Raw genomic sequence first — 14,733 nt, 5'->3', positions numbered from 1 at the left:
GTGCGGCCGCATCCGGAGCCGGAGCGGGCGGTGCGCGCGACCGCGCTGCAGCGGCCCGGCCGCGTCCGCCGCGTCGCGGTGCTGGGAGCGATCAGCGCCACGAAGGGMGGCCTGTTTCTGCAGGCCCTGGCCACCGACGCGCAGGATCGGGATCTGCCGCTGAAATTCTCGATCGTGGGCTACTCCGACCCGGCGCTTGCCATCGGCCTCGAGGGCGTCGGCGTCACCCAGACCGGGCGGTATCACGGCGACCACGAGGCGCTGGACCTCGTCTGGCGGCTCTCGGCCGACATGGTGCTGCTGCCGGCGATCTGGCCGGAGACCTACTCGTACGCCCTGACCCTGGCGCTGCGCACCGGCCTGCCGGTGGCGGCCTTCGATCTCGGCGCCCCGGGCGAGCGGCTGCGGGCCTACGCCAACGGCCACCGGATGCCCTGCGCGCTGGCCACCGACCCGGCCGCCTTCAACGACCGGCTGCTCGCCCTCGACATCTCGGCCGGGGGCCGGCTCGCCGGACCCATCCGGGCTGCCGAATACGGGAACCTGATGCGCGACTATTACGGCCTGAACCCGGTGCCGGCCGGGACCGAAAGCCCCAGCGACGAGGACGCCGCATGATCTCCGTCAACGAGGACATGAAGCAGGCCATGCTTCAGCGCGGCATCTCGGTGCTGCACCCGGCGCCCTTCGGCCTGCCGGAGGATTGCACCTTCGAGCCACCCTGCAGCATCAAGTGGATGGGCGTCGATTACTGCCTCACCATGGGGGCGTTCTCGTACGCGGTGAGCGGCTACTATTTCGGCGCCGACATCGCCCGCTACTGCTCGATCGGCGAGAGCGTGCAGGTCGGCCGCGGCAGCCACCCGGTCCAGTGCGGCTCGACCTCGCCCCTGTTCTACACGCACCATTCGGCCGTGTTCGACCGCCTCGACCCGCGGGCGGAGGATTACGAGATCTGCGGCCCGTATCTCTGGCCCAAGCGCGTGCGCATCGGCAACGACGTCTATATCGGCCACGGCGCCTTCCTGATGCCCGACATCACGATCGGCGACGGGGCGGTCATCGGCGCCATGGCGGTGGTGACCAAGGACGTGCCGCCCTACGCGATCGTGGCCGGCAGCCCGGCACGGATCGTGAAAATGCGCTTTCCCGACACGCTGATCGAGCGCTATCTGAAGGTACAGTGGTGGCGCTACGCCTTTTGGGACCTGCGCCAGTGCTCGATCACCGATCCGGAACGCTTCCTCGACGCCGTCGAGGAGCGGATCGCCGGCGGCATGCAGGAATACAGGCCGGAGCTGATCCCGATCCAGTCGCTGATACCCGGCGCCTGAGACCCGGGGCGCGCCGYGGCCACCGACGCCGGCTCACCCCGCCAGCACCCGCGCCGCGGCATCCCCGAGCGCCCGCACCCCGAGGGCCAGGTCGGCGTCGGAGGTGTCCTCCGCCCAGTGGTGGCTGATGCCGCCGATCGAGGGCACGAACAGCATCGCGGCCGGCAGGATCCGGGCGACGTTCTGGGCGTCGTGGCCGGCGCCCGAGGGCATCACCTGCCAGTGGCCGGGGCAGAGGCTCTCGGCGGCCTCCGAGAGGGCGCGCATCAGGGTCGGGTCGCAGGGGGCGGGGACCGCCTTCGCCAGGGCCGTCAGCGTGGCGGTGCAGCGCTCGCGCCGGTTCGATTCCCGCACCAGGGCCTCCAGGCAGGCCTCCATCCGCTCCAGCACCGGGATCGCCACGTCGCGGAACTGGAAGAACACCTCGGCGCGGCCCGGGATGATGCTGAAGCCGCCGGGATCCAGGGTGATCCGCCCCGTGGTCCAGGTGCTGCGCGGGCCGCAGACCGTCGGAAACGCCCGGTCGATCGCCGCGAGCAGCCGCACGGCCGAGAGGCCCGCGTCGCGCCGCTCAGCCATGGTGGTGCCGCCGGCATGGTCTTGGTTGCCCTCGAACACGATCCGGAACTGCCAGATCGCCACGATGCCGCTCACCACGCCGAGGTGCAGGCCGGCGGATTCGAGCTGCGTGCCCTGCTCGATATGCATCTCCAGGAAGCCGCGGTAGCGGTCCGGATCGAGCCGCATGCGGGGCAGGCCGGCGAGGCCGGCGGTCGCGAGCGCCGCGCGCAGGGGCGTGCCGTCGGTGCGGTTGCGGGCTTCGTCGATCTCGGCCTCGGTCAGGTCGCCGATCGCCGAGCGGCTGCCCAGGAAGCCGCCGGAGAAATGCCCCTCCTCGTCCGCGAAGGCGACGACGTCGACGGGCAGCCCGGCCCGGGCCAGCGCCACCCCGGCCACGACGCCGAGCGCCCCGTCGAGCCAGCCCGCCTCGTTCTGGGTCTCGATATGGCTGCCGACCAGCAGGTGCGGGCCGGGGCCGCGGTGACGCCCCAGGACGTTGCCGACGCCGTCGATGGAGGCCTCCAGCCCGCATTCCTCGAGCCGGGCCATCAGCCAGCGGCGGGATTCCATGTCCGCGGCCGAGAAGGTCGGACGGTGGACGCCGGTTCGGAACCGGCCGATCTCGCGCAGGGCGTACAGGTCGGCCAGGAAGGCTTGGGTGTCGATCGCGGTCATGATGAGCCCGGATGGTGGAGGCGTGGACCCTGCAAGCCCCGTGCGGCGGCCTATTCCGCCGCCGCGGGTCTCCAGGCGCCGCCCTGCGCGCCCGCCATCCAGGCCGCGAGGTCGGCCCGCGCCCGGTCGGTCAGCGCGCGCTTCTTCAGGGCGGCCTTTTCCGGCCCGCGGAGGCGGCGGCCGGTCTCGTTGCGGGGCGCCTGCGCGAGGGGCGGGAACAGGCCGAAATTGACGTTCATCGGCTGGAACGAGCGCGGGGCGTTGGCCTCCCCGTCCGCCGCCGAAGGGTCGCTGGTGATATGGCCGCCGGTGATGTGGGCGATGAGCGCCCCGAGCGCCGTGCTCTGGGGCAAAGGGGCGAGGGGGCGACCGGCCGCCTCCGCGACGGCGAAGCGGCCGGCCATCAGCCCGACCGCGGCGCTCTCGACATAGCCCTCGCAGCCGGTGATCTGGCCTGCGAAGCGTAAGGCGGGACGGGCCTTCAGCCGAAGGGTGGCGTCCAGCAGACGCGGACTGTCGAGATAGGTGTTGCGATGCAGGCCGCCGAGGCGGGCGAACTCGGCCCGCTCCAGGCCGGGGATCGTGCGGAAGATCCGGACCTGCTCGGCATAGGTCAGCTTCGTCTGGAAGCCGACCATGTTGTAAAGGGTGCCCAGCGCGTTGTCCTGGCGCAGCTGGACGATCGCGCAGGCCTTGACCAGCGGGTCGCGCGGGTTGGTGAGGCCCACGGGCTTCATCGGGCCGTGCCGCAGGGTCTCGGGGCCGCGCTCGGCCATCACCTCGATGGGCAGGCAGCCGTCGAAGTACGGCGTGCCCTCCCACTGCTTGAACCCGATTTTTTCGCCCTGCACGAGGGCCGCGACGAAGGTGTCGTACTGCTCACGGGTCATCGGGCAGTTGAGGTAATCGGCCCCGGTCCCGCCCGGCCCGGGCTTGTCGTAGCGGGACTGGAACCACGCCACGTCCATGTCGATCGAGTCGCGGTGGACGATCGGCGCGATGGCGTCGAAGAAGGCGAGGGATTCGGCGCCGGTGAGCGCCCGGATCCCCTCGGCGAGGGCGGGCGCGGTGAGCGGGCCGGTGGCGACGATGCAGGCCCCCCAGTCCTCCGGCGGCAGCTCCTCGACCTCCCCGCGGACGAGGGTGACGTTGGGGTGCTGCTCCAGGGTCCGGGTCACCGCCGCGGAGAAGCCCTCCCGGTCGACCGCCAGCGCCCCGCCGGCCGGCACCTGATTGGCGTCGGCCGACCGCATGATCAGCGAGCTCAAGCTGCGCATCTCCTGGTGCAGCAGCCCGACGGCGTTGCCCTCCGGGTCGTCCGACCGGAAGGAGTTCGAGCAGACGAGTTCGGCGAGCCCGTCCGTCTGATGGGCCTCGGTGCCGCGCACCGGGCGCATCTCGTGGATGACCGCGCGATGCCCCGCTTCGGCCACCTGCCAGGCGGCCTCGGATCCGGCGAGGCCGCCGCCGACGATATGGATGGTCTGTGTCATGCCCGAAAATAGCGAAGGACCGCCGTCCGGATCAACGGGCCGACGGTCCTTCGCGATGTCGTCACGCGCGCCGGTATCAGAGGCGGGCGACGCCGCGGATCTCGCTGCGGTTGATGCCGAGATCGGCAAGGTCGCGGTCTGACAGGCGGGACAACTGGGAAACGGTGTCGCGGTACCGGAGATAGGCGCGGACGCGGCTCAGGACGCTACGGGCGGCGGACATGGTGTGCTGTGACCTCTGCTCGGGCAGACGATGGCGCTCCAATGCGCATCGCTGCCTCTTGTTGGTGCAACGCACATATAAGCCCGCCGCAGCGCAACAGGAGGCGCAAGGTCAAGCATCAGACCTGCGGAAATTGCATAACCGGCTTAGGAAACCGGCAAGGTTTCCGGATGGTCATTCTTTGTGCGCATGCGGCCCATCCGCAACACCGTGTGCGGACGCGCAGGGCGCCCCGCCAGTCGGCGGAACGCCGTGCCTCGTCGGGATCGCCGGGATCCGCGTCTCAGTAGAAGGGGCGGGGGCCGTAGAAGCCGTAGGGCCGATAGACCGGCCGCGGCCGGTAATAGCCACCGTAGCCCCCGTAATAGACCGGCCGTCTCCAGTACCCGTAGGGCCGGGGACCCCAGTTCGGCCGGCAGATGCCCCAGGGATTGGGATGGAAGCCGGGGCCGCAGCCCCCGGCCGCCTCGGCGGAACCGGCGAGCCCGAGGCCGCCGGCGATCGCGGCGGCCATCACGAGCGCCTTCGCGCGCGGTGCGCTCAGAATCGTCATGATTGCATCTCCTCAACGCTTCCGGCGGATCGAGCGCCGGCCATCGGAGATTCGGTCCCGCAACCTGAACCGTCGCTGAGCCGTAGGTTGTGACCGGTGCAGGCCCGGGGCGGCATCGCCGCGTTCCGGGCGCGGGTTGCGTCCCCGTGCAGGCCGGCGACGGCCCGGTCGGGCTCCCCCTTCAGTGCAGCGACGGCGTGCGCAGGAATCGCTCCCGATCCCCGGAGACGAGGGCGAGCTTCACGCCGCGCCCCTCGCGGCGGACCGTCAGGGGCACCCGCACCCCGGCCTCCCCCAGCGCCCAGACGCTGCGGAACAGGGCGGCGAGATCGGCCACGGGCTCGCCGGCCACCGCCTCGATCACGTCGCCGGCCTGGAGCCCGCCGGTCTCGGCCGGCCCGTTATCGGCCAAGCCCATCACGACGATGCCCTCCTCGCTCTCGGTGGCGTAGAGGCCGAGCCACGGACGCGGCGGCCGATCGGCCCGCCCGCGGGTGGCGAGGTCGTCGAGGATCGGCGTCAGCAGGTCGATAGGCACCACCATGTTGATCGGCCGCGCCCCGACGGCTCCGCCCTGCTGCAGCTGCAGCGAGCCGACGCCGAGGAGTTCCCCCTGGGAACCGATCAGCGCGGTGCCGCCCCAGTGCGGATGCGCGGGGGCGGTGAACAGCGCCTCGTCGAGGACGTATTCCCAGTAGCCGGCGAATTCCTGCCGGGCCACGACCTCGACGGCGACGCAGCGCTGGCGCCCGCCCGCCCCCGCCAGCACTGCCCGGTCGCCGGTCTTCAGCCCGGCCGAGCGGCCGATCGGGAGGGCCGGCACGCCGAGGCTGCCCAGCGCCTGGACCAGGCCGAAGCCGGTGGCGGCATCGAAGCCGAGGACGTGGCCGGGCACCGAGCGTCCGTCCCGGGTGGTGAGCCAGACGCTCTCGGCCTCGGTGACGAGGTAGCCGATCGTGAGCACCAGCCCGTCCTCGCGGATCACCACGCCGTTGCCGGCGCGTTCGGTGCCGAGGGTCTCGGCCGTGAAGGCGCTCTCCGGCACCCGCGCCGACAAGGCCAGCACGGCGGAGAGCGCCCGGTCGAGGTCGTAGCCGTAATCGGCAGGCCTGGGCTGGGCCTGCGCGGGGATCTTCCACTCGCCCTGCGTCGCCATGACAATCCTTCGGCTCGTCCGCCTGCGCTCCGGCCGGCACCGGAGCCGCACCATCGGCACACCATAGGATGTCCGCGCTGTCCGCGTCACCCGCGGCCCGTTGCGGCGGATGGCTCGGCCGGCGCGGGGCGGGCCGCGCACGCAAAAAAAACCGCCCGGCGGAGGCCGGGCGGTGCGCCGTCCCGGAGGACGGCCTGTCGGAGATCCGGGCGCCCCGGCCGCGCGGCGGCGGGGAGCCCGGTGTCTCGGGAGGGTCTCAGTACTTGCGGACCAGCGGCGCCGGGATCGGCGAGGCGGCCGGAGCCGGCGAGTACAGCGGAACGATGAACCGGATCCAGCCGTCCGTGGAGTAGTCGCTGCGGGTGCGGCCGAACGCGTTGGCGTACTGCGCACCGGTCACGACGTCGCGGGCGACGTAGGCCTGGACGGTGAAGATCTTGAAGTCGTAGCCGATGAGGCCACCGATGGCGAACCGGCCGCGGTTGCCGGCCGCCGCGCTGGCCTGGCTGATGTCGAAGTTGTAGGTGCCGTAGGCGATCGGACCGATCTCGAAGTTGCCGAACTTCTTCGTCGCCGTGAGGTCGAAGTTCAGCGAGTCCGACAGGCGGATCGGGCCGATGGCGGCGCCGACCTGACCGGGGAAGCGGCCGGGCGAGTCGTAGATGTTGGCGGTCAGGTTGGCGGTCAGGTTCCAGCCGTCACCCGTGTAGCTGCCGGCGACGCCGAAGCGGTAGGTGTTGGAGGAGAGCTGCGGCAGCACCGGGGTGGCCGTCGTGCCGTTGGCGGTGATGATCGAGCCGCGGTCGCCGTTCAGGTCGTTCAGGTAGGCGCCGCCGAGCAAGCTGACGCCGAAGTTGCTGCCGAGGTCGAAGGCCCAGATGCCGCCGACGAAGGTGCCGACGTTGATCGAGATGTCCTTGTTGCGCACGCCCGCCGGGTTGCGAGTGAAGGCAAACACGGTCGGGGGCGCCACGAGCAGCTCGACGCGGCCGCCGAACGGCACGAACGGAGTCGACCAGACCAGGACCGGGATGTTGACGGCCGTGTCGGGATCGTTCCGGCCGTCGGTGCGGCGGTAGGTGAACGTGTTGATCGCGTAGAGGCCTTCCGGCAGCGGCGCACCGACCGCGAGGCCGACCTGCTCGCCCGGAACCGTCGTGGTCTGCGCCTGCGCGATCGTCGAGGTCATGCCGACCGTGAGCGCGACCGTGCCGGCCGCGAGCCAGTTCTTCATCATTTTCTCATTCCTTCCCAAGGTCACACGGCTTCCGTCCCGCATTCGGCACTTCCCTGCCGGTCTGCTCGCCTATCGCGGCTGCCGGCTTTGGACCTACCGAGCGCCCCCACGGAGCCTGCCCGTCTCAACGTCTGCGACTATTCTACAGAGACCTGCGGAAAGACAGTGGAATGCTCGCCGAAACGCCACAACCGGCTGAACCGTTGCGCAAAAGCCGCATTTTTGCGGCGATGCAACACTGTCCCCAGGCATCGGCCAAACGGGGTGCCCGGCAAAATATCGTTGAATGGTCAAGCTGTTGTCGCGCCGGATCATGGGAGAATCCGGCAAGCTCCCGGGGTTGATCGGGCAGGTCCGCGGTCCGGACGTGCGGGCCGGGATCCGGCTCCGGACCAGCCCGCAACCGGTACGGTCCGGGGCCGCGCGGCTCGAATCACCGCCCGCGCCGGCGCGTTCCGGACGGCACCCGGCAGAAACTGCCGCCTCGGTGCCGGTGGATTCGCGCCGCCTCTGTCCGGGCGACCGGATTCGCGCGGGGTCCAGCCGGCCGGTTCCGGGACCCGGCGCGTGAAGCCGGCCGCCGATCCGGGCCGGGTCGCTACTCGGCGGCGCGGCTCCGGCGCGGCGGCGCGGCAGGCCGCCGCTCCAGCACCTCGCGCAGGAACCGGCCGGTATGGCTGGCCTTGGAGCGGGCGATCTCCTCCGGCGTGCCCTGCGCCACCACCCGGCCGCCGCCGTCGCCGCCCTCGGGACCCATGTCGATCACCCAGTCGGCGGTCTTGATCACCTCGAGATTGTGCTCGATCACCACCACGGTGTTGCCCTGGTCGACCAGTTCGTGGAGCACCTCCATGAGCTTGGCGACGTCGTGGAAGTGCAGGCCGGTGGTCGGCTCGTCGAGGATGTAGAGGGTGCGCCCGGTGGCGCGCTTCGACAGCTCCTTGGAGAGCTTCACCCGCTGCGCCTCGCCCCCCGACAGGGTCGTGGCCTGCTGGCCGACATGGACGTAGTGCAGGCCGACCCGCTTGAGGGTCTCGAGCTTGTCGCGGATCGCCGGCACCGCCTTGAACAGCTCGGCCGCCTCCTCGACGGTGGAGTCGAGCACGTCGGCGATGGACTTGCCCCGGTACTTCACCTCCAGGGTCTCGCGGTCGTAGCGCTTGCCCTTGCAGACGTCGCAGGTGACGTAGACGTCCGGCAGGAAGTGCATCTCGATCTTGATGACGCCGTCGCCCGAGCAGGCCTCGCAGCGCCCGCCCTTGACGTTGAACGAGAAGCGCCCCGGCTGGTAGCCGCGGGCCTTGGCCTCCGGCAGGCCGGCGAACCAGTCGCGGATCGGCGTGAAGGCGCCGATATAGGTTGCGGGGTTCGAGCGCGGCGTGCGCCCGATCGGCGACTGGTCGATGTCGATGACCTTGTCGAGATGCTCGAGCCCCTCCAGCCGTCCGTAGGGAGCCGGGTGCTCCAGGGCGCCGTTCAGCTTCTTGGCGATGGCCTTGTAGAGGGTGTCGATCACCAGGGTGGACTTGCCGCCCCCCGAGACGCCGGTGATGCACGTGAACGTGCCCAGCGGGATCTCGACTTCGACGTCCTTGAGGTTGTTGCCCCGTGCGCCGAATAGCCCGAGCGTGCCCTTCCGGGCCTTCCGACGGGCGGTCGGCGTGCGGACTGCCATCGCGCCCGTGAGGTACTTGGCCGTGAGGGAGGCGGGATTGGCCAGAACCTCGGCGGGGGTGCCCTGCGCGATGATCTCGCCGCCGTGGATGCCGGCCCCCGGGCCGACATCGACCACGTAGTCGGCCTGCAGGATCGCGTCCTCGTCGTGCTCGACCACGATCACCGAGTTGCCGAGGTCGCGCAGGCGCTTGAGCGTGCCGAGCAGCCGCTCGTTGTCGCGCTGGTGCAGGCCGATCGACGGCTCGTCGAGGACGTAGAGCACGCCGGTCAGCCCCGAGCCGATCTGCGAGGCCAGCCGGATGCGCTGGCTCTCGCCCCCCGAGAGCGAGCCCGAGCCGCGGGAGAGCGTCAGGTATTCGAGGCCGACATCCACGAGGAAGCTCAGCCGGTCGCGGATCTCCTTGAGGATCCGGACCGCGATGGCGTTCTGCTTGGCCGTGAGCCTCTCGGGCAGCTCCGAGAACCAGCGGTGCGCCTCGCTCACCGACAGGGCGGTCACGTCGGCGATGTCGGCCATGGCGACCTTCACGGCCAGCGCCTCGGGCTTCAGCCGCTTGCCGCCGCAGGCGGCGCAGGGCGTCTCGCTCATGAAACGCCCGATCTCCTCCCGCACCGCGTCGGAATCGCTCTCCTTGTAGCGGCGCTCCAGGTTCGGGATCACGCCCTCGAAGGGCTTGTTGACCGTGTACTTGCGCAACCCGTCGTCGTAGGCGAAGCGGACCGCCTGCTTGCCCGAGCCGTACAGCACGATGGCGCGGGCCGTCTCCGGCAGGCTCTGCCAGGGGACGGCGGTCTTGAAGCCGAACTGCTCGGCCAGCGCGTCGAGCGTCTGGCCGTAATAGGGCGAGGTCGATTTCGCCCAGGGTCCGACCGCGCCCCGCTTCAGGCTGAGGGCCGGATCCGAGATCACCAGCTCGGGGTCGATCCGCATCTCGTGGCCGATGCCGCTGCAGGTCGGGCAGGCGCCGAACGGATTGTTGAACGAGAACAGCCGCGGCTCGATCTCCGCGATGGTGAAGCCCGAGACCGGGCAGGCGAAGCGCGACGAGAAGGTGATGGTCCGGGGCGCCTCCCCCTCGGGGGCGTCGGCGAAGACGATCTCGCTGATGCCGTCAGCGAGTTCCAGCGCGGTCTCGAAGGAATCGGCGAGCCGCGCGGCGATGTCGGCCCGGACCACGATCCGGTCGACCACCACGTCGATGTCGTGCTTGAACTTCTTGTCGATCTTGGGCACGTCGTCGATGGCGTAGTACTCGCCGTTGACGCGCAGCCGCTGAAAACCTTTCTTTTGGTATTCGGCGATTTCCTTGCGGTACTCACCCTTGCGGCCGCGGACCACGGGCGCCAGCAGGTAGAGCCGGGTCTTCTCCGGCAGTTCCAGCACGCGGTCGACCATCTGCTGGACGGTCTGGCTCTCGATCGGCAGGCCGGTGGCCGGCGAGTAGGGGATGCCGACCCGCGCCCAGAGCAGGCGCATGTAGTCGTAGATCTCGGTGACCGTCCCCACGGTGGAGCGGGGGTTCTTCGACGTGGTCTTCTGCTCGATGGAGATGGCCGGCGACAGCCCGTCGATCTGGTCGACGTCGGGCTTGGACATCATCTCCAGGAACTGGCGGGCATAGGCCGAGAGGGACTCGACGTAGCGGCGCTGCCCCTCGGCGTAGATCGTATCGAAGGCGAGCGACGACTTGCCCGAGCCCGAGAGCCCGGTGAACACCACGAGCTTGTCCCGGGGGATGGTCAGGTCGACGTTCTTGAGGTTGTGCTCCCGGGCGCCGCGGATGGTGATGACCCGCCGGTCCTCGGCCGGGGTCGGGGCGGCGTCGAACAGGGCCTCCAGCTTGGCGTCGCGGGCGGCCTCCTCCGGCCGGGCCGCTTGTCCGGCCTTCGCGCGGTGCGGCTTGGGCTGGGCCGGCTTGGGCTGTGCCGGCTTGGCGGCTTCGTCCTTCGGAGCCGTCGCCTTCGGAGCCGTCTTGGCGGCGGATTTCGGCGTGGCGATGGGACTGGCTTGGGCGGCGCCGGCGCGGCTTGCGGCACGACTTCCAGCTTGGGCTTTGGCCATGAGGGCGGCGGTCTTTCGAGGCGTCGACGCAGTCGGATCGGAGTCCGGATCGGATTCGCGCGCGGGCCAGCCGCCGCTCCGACACATGTCGAGCCCGAGGGGGCCGACGGCAAGGTGGGGCCGGCGGGACGCAGGCCCGTCATGCACCGCCCTTGCTAGAACGAAACGCGTACGACGACAACCACCCGTGGATCGGCTTCCGTGCCGGCGCGCGCGGCGAGGCGATCCCGGGGCGCCACACGGATCGCGCACGGATCGCGCAAAGATCGCGGTTGCGCCGCCCTCGGTGGCTGCGCTGCGCGCGACGACGGACCGGTGTTGCACCGCGGGCGTCCAGGCCCCACGTCGCCGAGGCCCGCCCTCAGACCCCTTCCCGCCGACCGGTGCCGATGCCAGCGCTCGACCTGACCGACCCGGCCGCCCTCCGCGCAGCCGAGGACCGGGCCGCAGCCCAGCGGCGGCTGTCCACGCGGCTCCTGTTCCTGATCGTCGGCATCGCCAACGCCACCTGGGCGCCGCTGGTGCCGCTGGTGAAGGCGCGCGCCGGCCTCGACGCGGCGGGGCTCGGGCTGCTGCTCCTCACCTTCGGCATCGGCTCGCTCCTGGCGATGCCGGGCGCCGGGGCGGCGGCGGAGCGGCTCGGCTACCGGCCCGTCCTGCTCGCCGGGACGGGGGCGATCGGCCTCGCCCTGCCGGTTCTGGCTGTGGGCGCGGGGCTCGTGCCGCTCACCCTGGCGCTGCTGCTGTTCGGGGCCGGGATGGGGGCGGTGGACTGCGTCATGAACCTGCAGGCGGTGGTCGTGGAGCGCGCCGGCGGGCGGCCGATGATGTCGGGTTTCCACGGCCTCTACAGCCTCGGCTGCATCCTCGGGGCGCTGCTCGCCAGCGGCCTGCTGGCCAGCGGGATCGGCGCGGGCTGGAGCGTGCTGATCCTGGCCGGCGGGATCGCGGTCCTGTTCGCGGCGGCCTGGCCCGGCATCCTGGATGGGGAGCGGGGCGGGGGCGGCCCCGCCTTCGCGCTGCCCCGCGGCCCGGTACTGGTTCTGGGCCTGCTCTGCTTCGTCGTGTTCCTCACCGAGGGCTCGGCCCTCGACTGGAGCGCGGTGTTCCTGATCCAGCAGCGCGGGCTCGACCCGGCCTGGGCGGCCCTCGGCTACGCGGCCTTCTCGGTCACCATGACCGCCGGTCGGCTGACCGGTGACCGGGTCGTGGCCCGGCTCGGCCGGCGGCGCGTGGTGATCCTCGGCGGCCTGCTGGCGGCGGCCGGGCTGGCGCTCTCGGTCGTCGTTCCGGCCTGGGAGGCGGCGCTCGCCGGCTACGCCCTGGTCGGGGCGGGCTGCGCCAACATCGTCCCGGTCCTGTTCACGGCAGCGGGCCGCCAGACCGCGATCCCCGCGCGCGTCGCGGTGCCGGCGGTGACGACGCTGGGCTATGCCGGGGTGCTGGCGGGGCCGGCCCTGATCGGATTCGTGGCGCAGGCGCTCGGCCTGCCCGCGGCGTTCCTGCTCGTGGCGGCCCTGCTCCTCGGCGTGGCGGCGACCGGGCGGTCCCTGCGGGTGTGAGGCTCACGCCTCGGCGTTGCGCGCCAGGAAGGTCGCGGGGCTGCCGTCCTCCGGGTTCACGAAGACGATGTCGGTCGGCGCCCGCCGGGGCGTGTCGATCGACAGGAAGGTCACCGGCGCGCCGGACTCGATCTCCGGCATCGCGTGGACCGTGCCCTTCTCGAAGACCAGCAGCTGGCCGGGGCCGAACGGGGCCACCGAAGCGGGGTCGCCCATCCAGAACGTGCCCCGTCCCGACAGGCAGTACAGGTACTCGTCGCAGGTGGCGTGGTAGTGCGGCGGGGTCGGCCGGTAGACCCGGAACACCCGGGCGCTCGCCGCCGCCCGGTCGGTCAGGTAGGTGTCGACCAGGAGGGTCTGGGCGCTGTCGGGCAGGGCCGCCGCCAGCGCCGCCACGTCGAAGATGCCGGTCCCTGCCTCCGCCATCGCGTCCTCCTCAATCCGAAAACCCTGCGAGCACGATCTTGCCCTTGGCCCGCCCGCTCTCGATCAGGGCATGGGCACGCCGCAGGTTCGCGGCATCGATCCGCCCGTAATGCTCTCCCAGGGTGGTGCGCAGGCGGCCCGCGTCAACGAGGCGAGCGATCTCGTCGAGGAGCGCGCCCTGGGCGGCGATGTCGGCGGTGGCGAACATCGACCGGGTGAACATGAACTCCCAGTGCAGCGACAGGCTCTTGCGCTTGAGGAGCCCGACATCGAGGTGCTCCGGATCGTCGATCAGGGCGAGGCGGCCCTGGGGGGCGATGAGGTCGACGATCGCGGCGAGGTGCGCGTCGGTGTTGGTCGTGGAGAAGACCAGACCCGGCGCGCCGAGGCCCAGGGCCGCCACTTCGCCGGCGAGGGGCCGGGAATGGTCGACCACGTGGTGGGCGCCGAGGTCCCGGCACCAGTGCGCCGTCTCGGGCCGCGACGCGGTGGCGATCACGGTGAGGTCGGTGAGCGCCCGGGCGAGCTGGATCGCCACCGAGCCGACGCCCCCGGCACCGCCGACGATCAGGATCGCCGGGGCGGCGCCCGGGACCGGCTTGTCCGTGTCGAGACGGTCGAACAGGGCCTCCCAGGCGGTGATCGCGGTGAGCGGCAGGGCGGCGGCCTGCGCCCAGTCCAGCGATGTCGGCTTGTGGCCGACGATGCGGGCGTCGACGCAATGGTATGCGGCGTTCGTCCCCGGCCGGGTGAGGTCGCCCGCGTAGAACACGGCGTCGCCCTCGGAGAAGCCCTCGACCTCCGCGCCCGCGGCGACGACGGTGCCGGCCGCGTCCCAGCCCAGCACCTTGACGCCGCCGGTCTCCGGCTCGGCCCGGCGCCGAACCTTGGTGTCGACAGGGTTCACCGAGACCGCCTCGACCTTCACCAGCAGGTCGCGCGGGCCGGGCTCGGGCTGCGGCAGGTCGCAATCGACCAGGGCTTCGGGATCGGTGATCGGCAGGGACTTGCGGTATCCGACGGCGCGCATAGCGGCCTCCTCTGGCTTGCCGTCCGGGAGATGCCGCCCGTCTTCACGCGCCGCAAGTCCGCGCATCAGACGATCGTGCCGGGCAGGATACCGTCGGCGCCGTCGCCATGCCCCGCACCCGCCGCCATATCGGCGCCCGCAGCCCCGGCTGCGCCGCCGCGGCGGCCCTCCGGGACATCGACGGCACGGGACAGGCGTGGGTCTCGACCGCCTGGGGAGGGGACCCTGCGGTTCGACGCAGGCCGGCGGCGGCTGACCGGCGTGATCCAGAGCAGGCTCACCAGCCTGCTGCACGAAATGGAGGCGGACGGGCTGATCACGCGGAAAGTCTAGGCCCAAGTCCCTTCGAAGGTAAAATACAGCCTGACAGGGCGCGGGCGCTCTTGAGAGCCTTTTATCCGCGCCCTGAAAACCTGGTTGACTTGCTCTCCGAGACGGCAGAACCGGCACAGACTGCCCTCTGATCGAGCAGAGCGGCACCGCATCGGCTCGGAAGACTCTAACTCAATCTTTATATCTTGCCCGGATGGTGCATTGTTTCCGTCCGGACAGTTCCCGATCTTCCGATGCCCGTGCTTTCCTCGCTCCGCGCCCGCATCCTGGCGGTGGCGCTCGCTCCCTGCCTCGCCTTCGCGGGGGCGGCAGGCCTGGCCGCCTCCGATCAATGGGCGCGGCGCGCCGAGATGGACCGGGTCGAGAGCCTGGTCGGCCTCGCCTCGCGGATCAGTGCCTTATCAGTGCCTT

General features: G+C 71.3%; 12 protein-coding genes. 3 read left to right on the top strand and 9 right to left on the bottom strand.

Annotated features, from left to right (window positions below):
• Both AC1DXK_RS27160 and AC1DXK_RS27155 read left to right on the top strand, forming a co-directional pair.
• On the top strand, window positions 1–618 hold a 618-nt coding region (locus AC1DXK_RS27160), incomplete at its 5' end, for a glycosyltransferase (RefSeq protein WP_477299482.1).
• On the top strand, window positions 615–1,334 hold the full coding sequence (locus tag AC1DXK_RS27155; protein WP_457108657.1) for a CatB-related O-acetyltransferase: 720 nt from the start codon (window positions 615–617) through the stop codon (window positions 1,332–1,334). The genes AC1DXK_RS27160 and AC1DXK_RS27155, both read left to right, overlap by 4 nt.
• A gap of 33 nt (window positions 1,335–1,367) precedes the next feature.
• Here the strand turns inward: AC1DXK_RS27155 and AC1DXK_RS27150 are convergent, their stop codons facing one another.
• From AC1DXK_RS27150 to uvrA, 7 genes are all read right to left on the bottom strand, one after another.
• Window positions 1,368–2,570, bottom strand: coding sequence for a Zn-dependent hydrolase (locus tag AC1DXK_RS27150; protein WP_457108656.1), 1,203 nt, complete (start codon window positions 2,568–2,570; stop codon window positions 1,368–1,370).
• Between the two features lie 50 nt (window positions 2,571–2,620).
• Window positions 2,621–4,063, bottom strand: a complete 1,443-nt coding sequence (gene trmFO / locus AC1DXK_RS27145) for a methylenetetrahydrofolate--tRNA-(uracil(54)-C(5))-methyltransferase (FADH(2)-oxidizing) TrmFO (protein ID WP_477299481.1) — start codon at window positions 4,061–4,063, stop codon at window positions 2,621–2,623.
• A 76-nt stretch (window positions 4,064–4,139) separates the two neighbouring features.
• The gene (locus AC1DXK_RS27140; RefSeq protein ID WP_457108654.1) at window positions 4,140–4,286 is read right to left on the bottom strand and encodes a DUF1127 domain-containing protein; all 147 of its coding nucleotides are present in this window, start codon (window positions 4,284–4,286) and stop codon (window positions 4,140–4,142) included.
• A 283-nt stretch (window positions 4,287–4,569) separates the two neighbouring features.
• Window positions 4,570–4,839 carry a GCG_CRPN prefix-to-repeats domain-containing protein gene (locus AC1DXK_RS27135; RefSeq protein WP_457108653.1) on the bottom strand — a complete coding sequence of 90 codons (270 nt, stop codon included), beginning with the start codon at window positions 4,837–4,839 and terminating at the stop codon, window positions 4,570–4,572.
• Between the two features lie 181 nt (window positions 4,840–5,020).
• On the bottom strand, window positions 5,021–5,995 hold the full coding sequence (locus AC1DXK_RS27130) for a S1C family serine protease (RefSeq protein ID WP_457108652.1): 975 nt from the start codon (window positions 5,993–5,995) through the stop codon (window positions 5,021–5,023).
• A gap of 256 nt (window positions 5,996–6,251) precedes the next feature.
• Window positions 6,252–7,232, bottom strand: a complete 981-nt coding sequence (locus AC1DXK_RS27125; protein WP_457108651.1) for a transporter family protein — start codon at window positions 7,230–7,232, stop codon at window positions 6,252–6,254.
• A gap of 598 nt (window positions 7,233–7,830) precedes the next feature.
• Entirely contained in the window at window positions 7,831–10,971 is a 3,141-nt protein-coding gene (gene uvrA / locus AC1DXK_RS27120) for an excinuclease ABC subunit UvrA (protein ID WP_477299480.1), read from the bottom strand.
• 389 nt (window positions 10,972–11,360) lie between these two features.
• Between uvrA and AC1DXK_RS27115 the strand changes: the two genes are divergently transcribed.
• Window positions 11,361–12,533 carry an MFS transporter gene (locus AC1DXK_RS27115; protein ID WP_457108649.1) on the top strand — a complete coding sequence of 391 codons (1,173 nt, stop codon included), beginning with the start codon at window positions 11,361–11,363 and terminating at the stop codon, window positions 12,531–12,533.
• Window positions 12,534–12,536: 3 nt separating this feature from the next.
• Here the strand turns inward: AC1DXK_RS27115 and AC1DXK_RS27110 are convergent, their stop codons facing one another.
• Window positions 12,537–12,959, bottom strand: coding sequence for a cupin domain-containing protein (locus tag AC1DXK_RS27110; protein WP_457108648.1), 423 nt, complete (start codon window positions 12,957–12,959; stop codon window positions 12,537–12,539).
• A 10-nt stretch (window positions 12,960–12,969) separates the two neighbouring features.
• Window positions 12,970–13,989, bottom strand: coding sequence for a zinc-binding alcohol dehydrogenase family protein (locus AC1DXK_RS27105; RefSeq protein ID WP_457108647.1), 1,020 nt, complete (start codon window positions 13,987–13,989; stop codon window positions 12,970–12,972).
• Window positions 13,990–14,733 lie beyond the last annotated feature (744 nt).

Source organism: Methylobacterium sp. P3_A11 (genome assembly GCF_056403155.1).
This window is presented reverse-complemented; position numbering and strand designations above follow the sequence as displayed.

Bases quoted from the DNA above. Each gene is read 5' to 3' on its own strand.
- AC1DXK_RS27135 (WP_457108653.1), bottom strand. From the start codon at position 4,839: ATGACGATTCTGAGCGCACCGCGCGCGAAGGCGCTCGTGATGGCCGCC.
- uvrA (WP_477299480.1), bottom strand. From the start codon at position 10,971: ATGGCCAAAGCCCAAGCTGGAAGTCGTGCCGCAAGCCGCGCCGGCGCC.
- AC1DXK_RS27140 (WP_457108654.1), bottom strand. From the start codon at position 4,286: ATGTCCGCCGCCCGTAGCGTCCTGAGCCGCGTCCGCGCCTATCTCCGG.
- AC1DXK_RS27130 (WP_457108652.1), bottom strand. From the start codon at position 5,995: ATGGCGACGCAGGGCGAGTGGAAGATCCCCGCGCAGGCCCAGCCCAGG.
- AC1DXK_RS27115 (WP_457108649.1), top strand. From the start codon at position 11,361: ATGCCAGCGCTCGACCTGACCGACCCGGCCGCCCTCCGCGCAGCCGAG.
- AC1DXK_RS27125 (WP_457108651.1), bottom strand. From the start codon at position 7,232: ATGATGAAGAACTGGCTCGCGGCCGGCACGGTCGCGCTCACGGTCGGC.
- trmFO (WP_477299481.1), bottom strand. From the start codon at position 4,063: ATGACACAGACCATCCATATCGTCGGCGGCGGCCTCGCCGGATCCGAG.
- AC1DXK_RS27150 (WP_457108656.1), bottom strand. From the start codon at position 2,570: ATGACCGCGATCGACACCCAAGCCTTCCTGGCCGACCTGTACGCCCTG.
- AC1DXK_RS27110 (WP_457108648.1), bottom strand. From the start codon at position 12,959: ATGGCGGAGGCAGGGACCGGCATCTTCGACGTGGCGGCGCTGGCGGCG.
- AC1DXK_RS27105 (WP_457108647.1), bottom strand. From the start codon at position 13,989: ATGCGCGCCGTCGGATACCGCAAGTCCCTGCCGATCACCGATCCCGAA.
- AC1DXK_RS27155 (WP_457108657.1), top strand. From the start codon at position 615: ATGATCTCCGTCAACGAGGACATGAAGCAGGCCATGCTTCAGCGCGGC.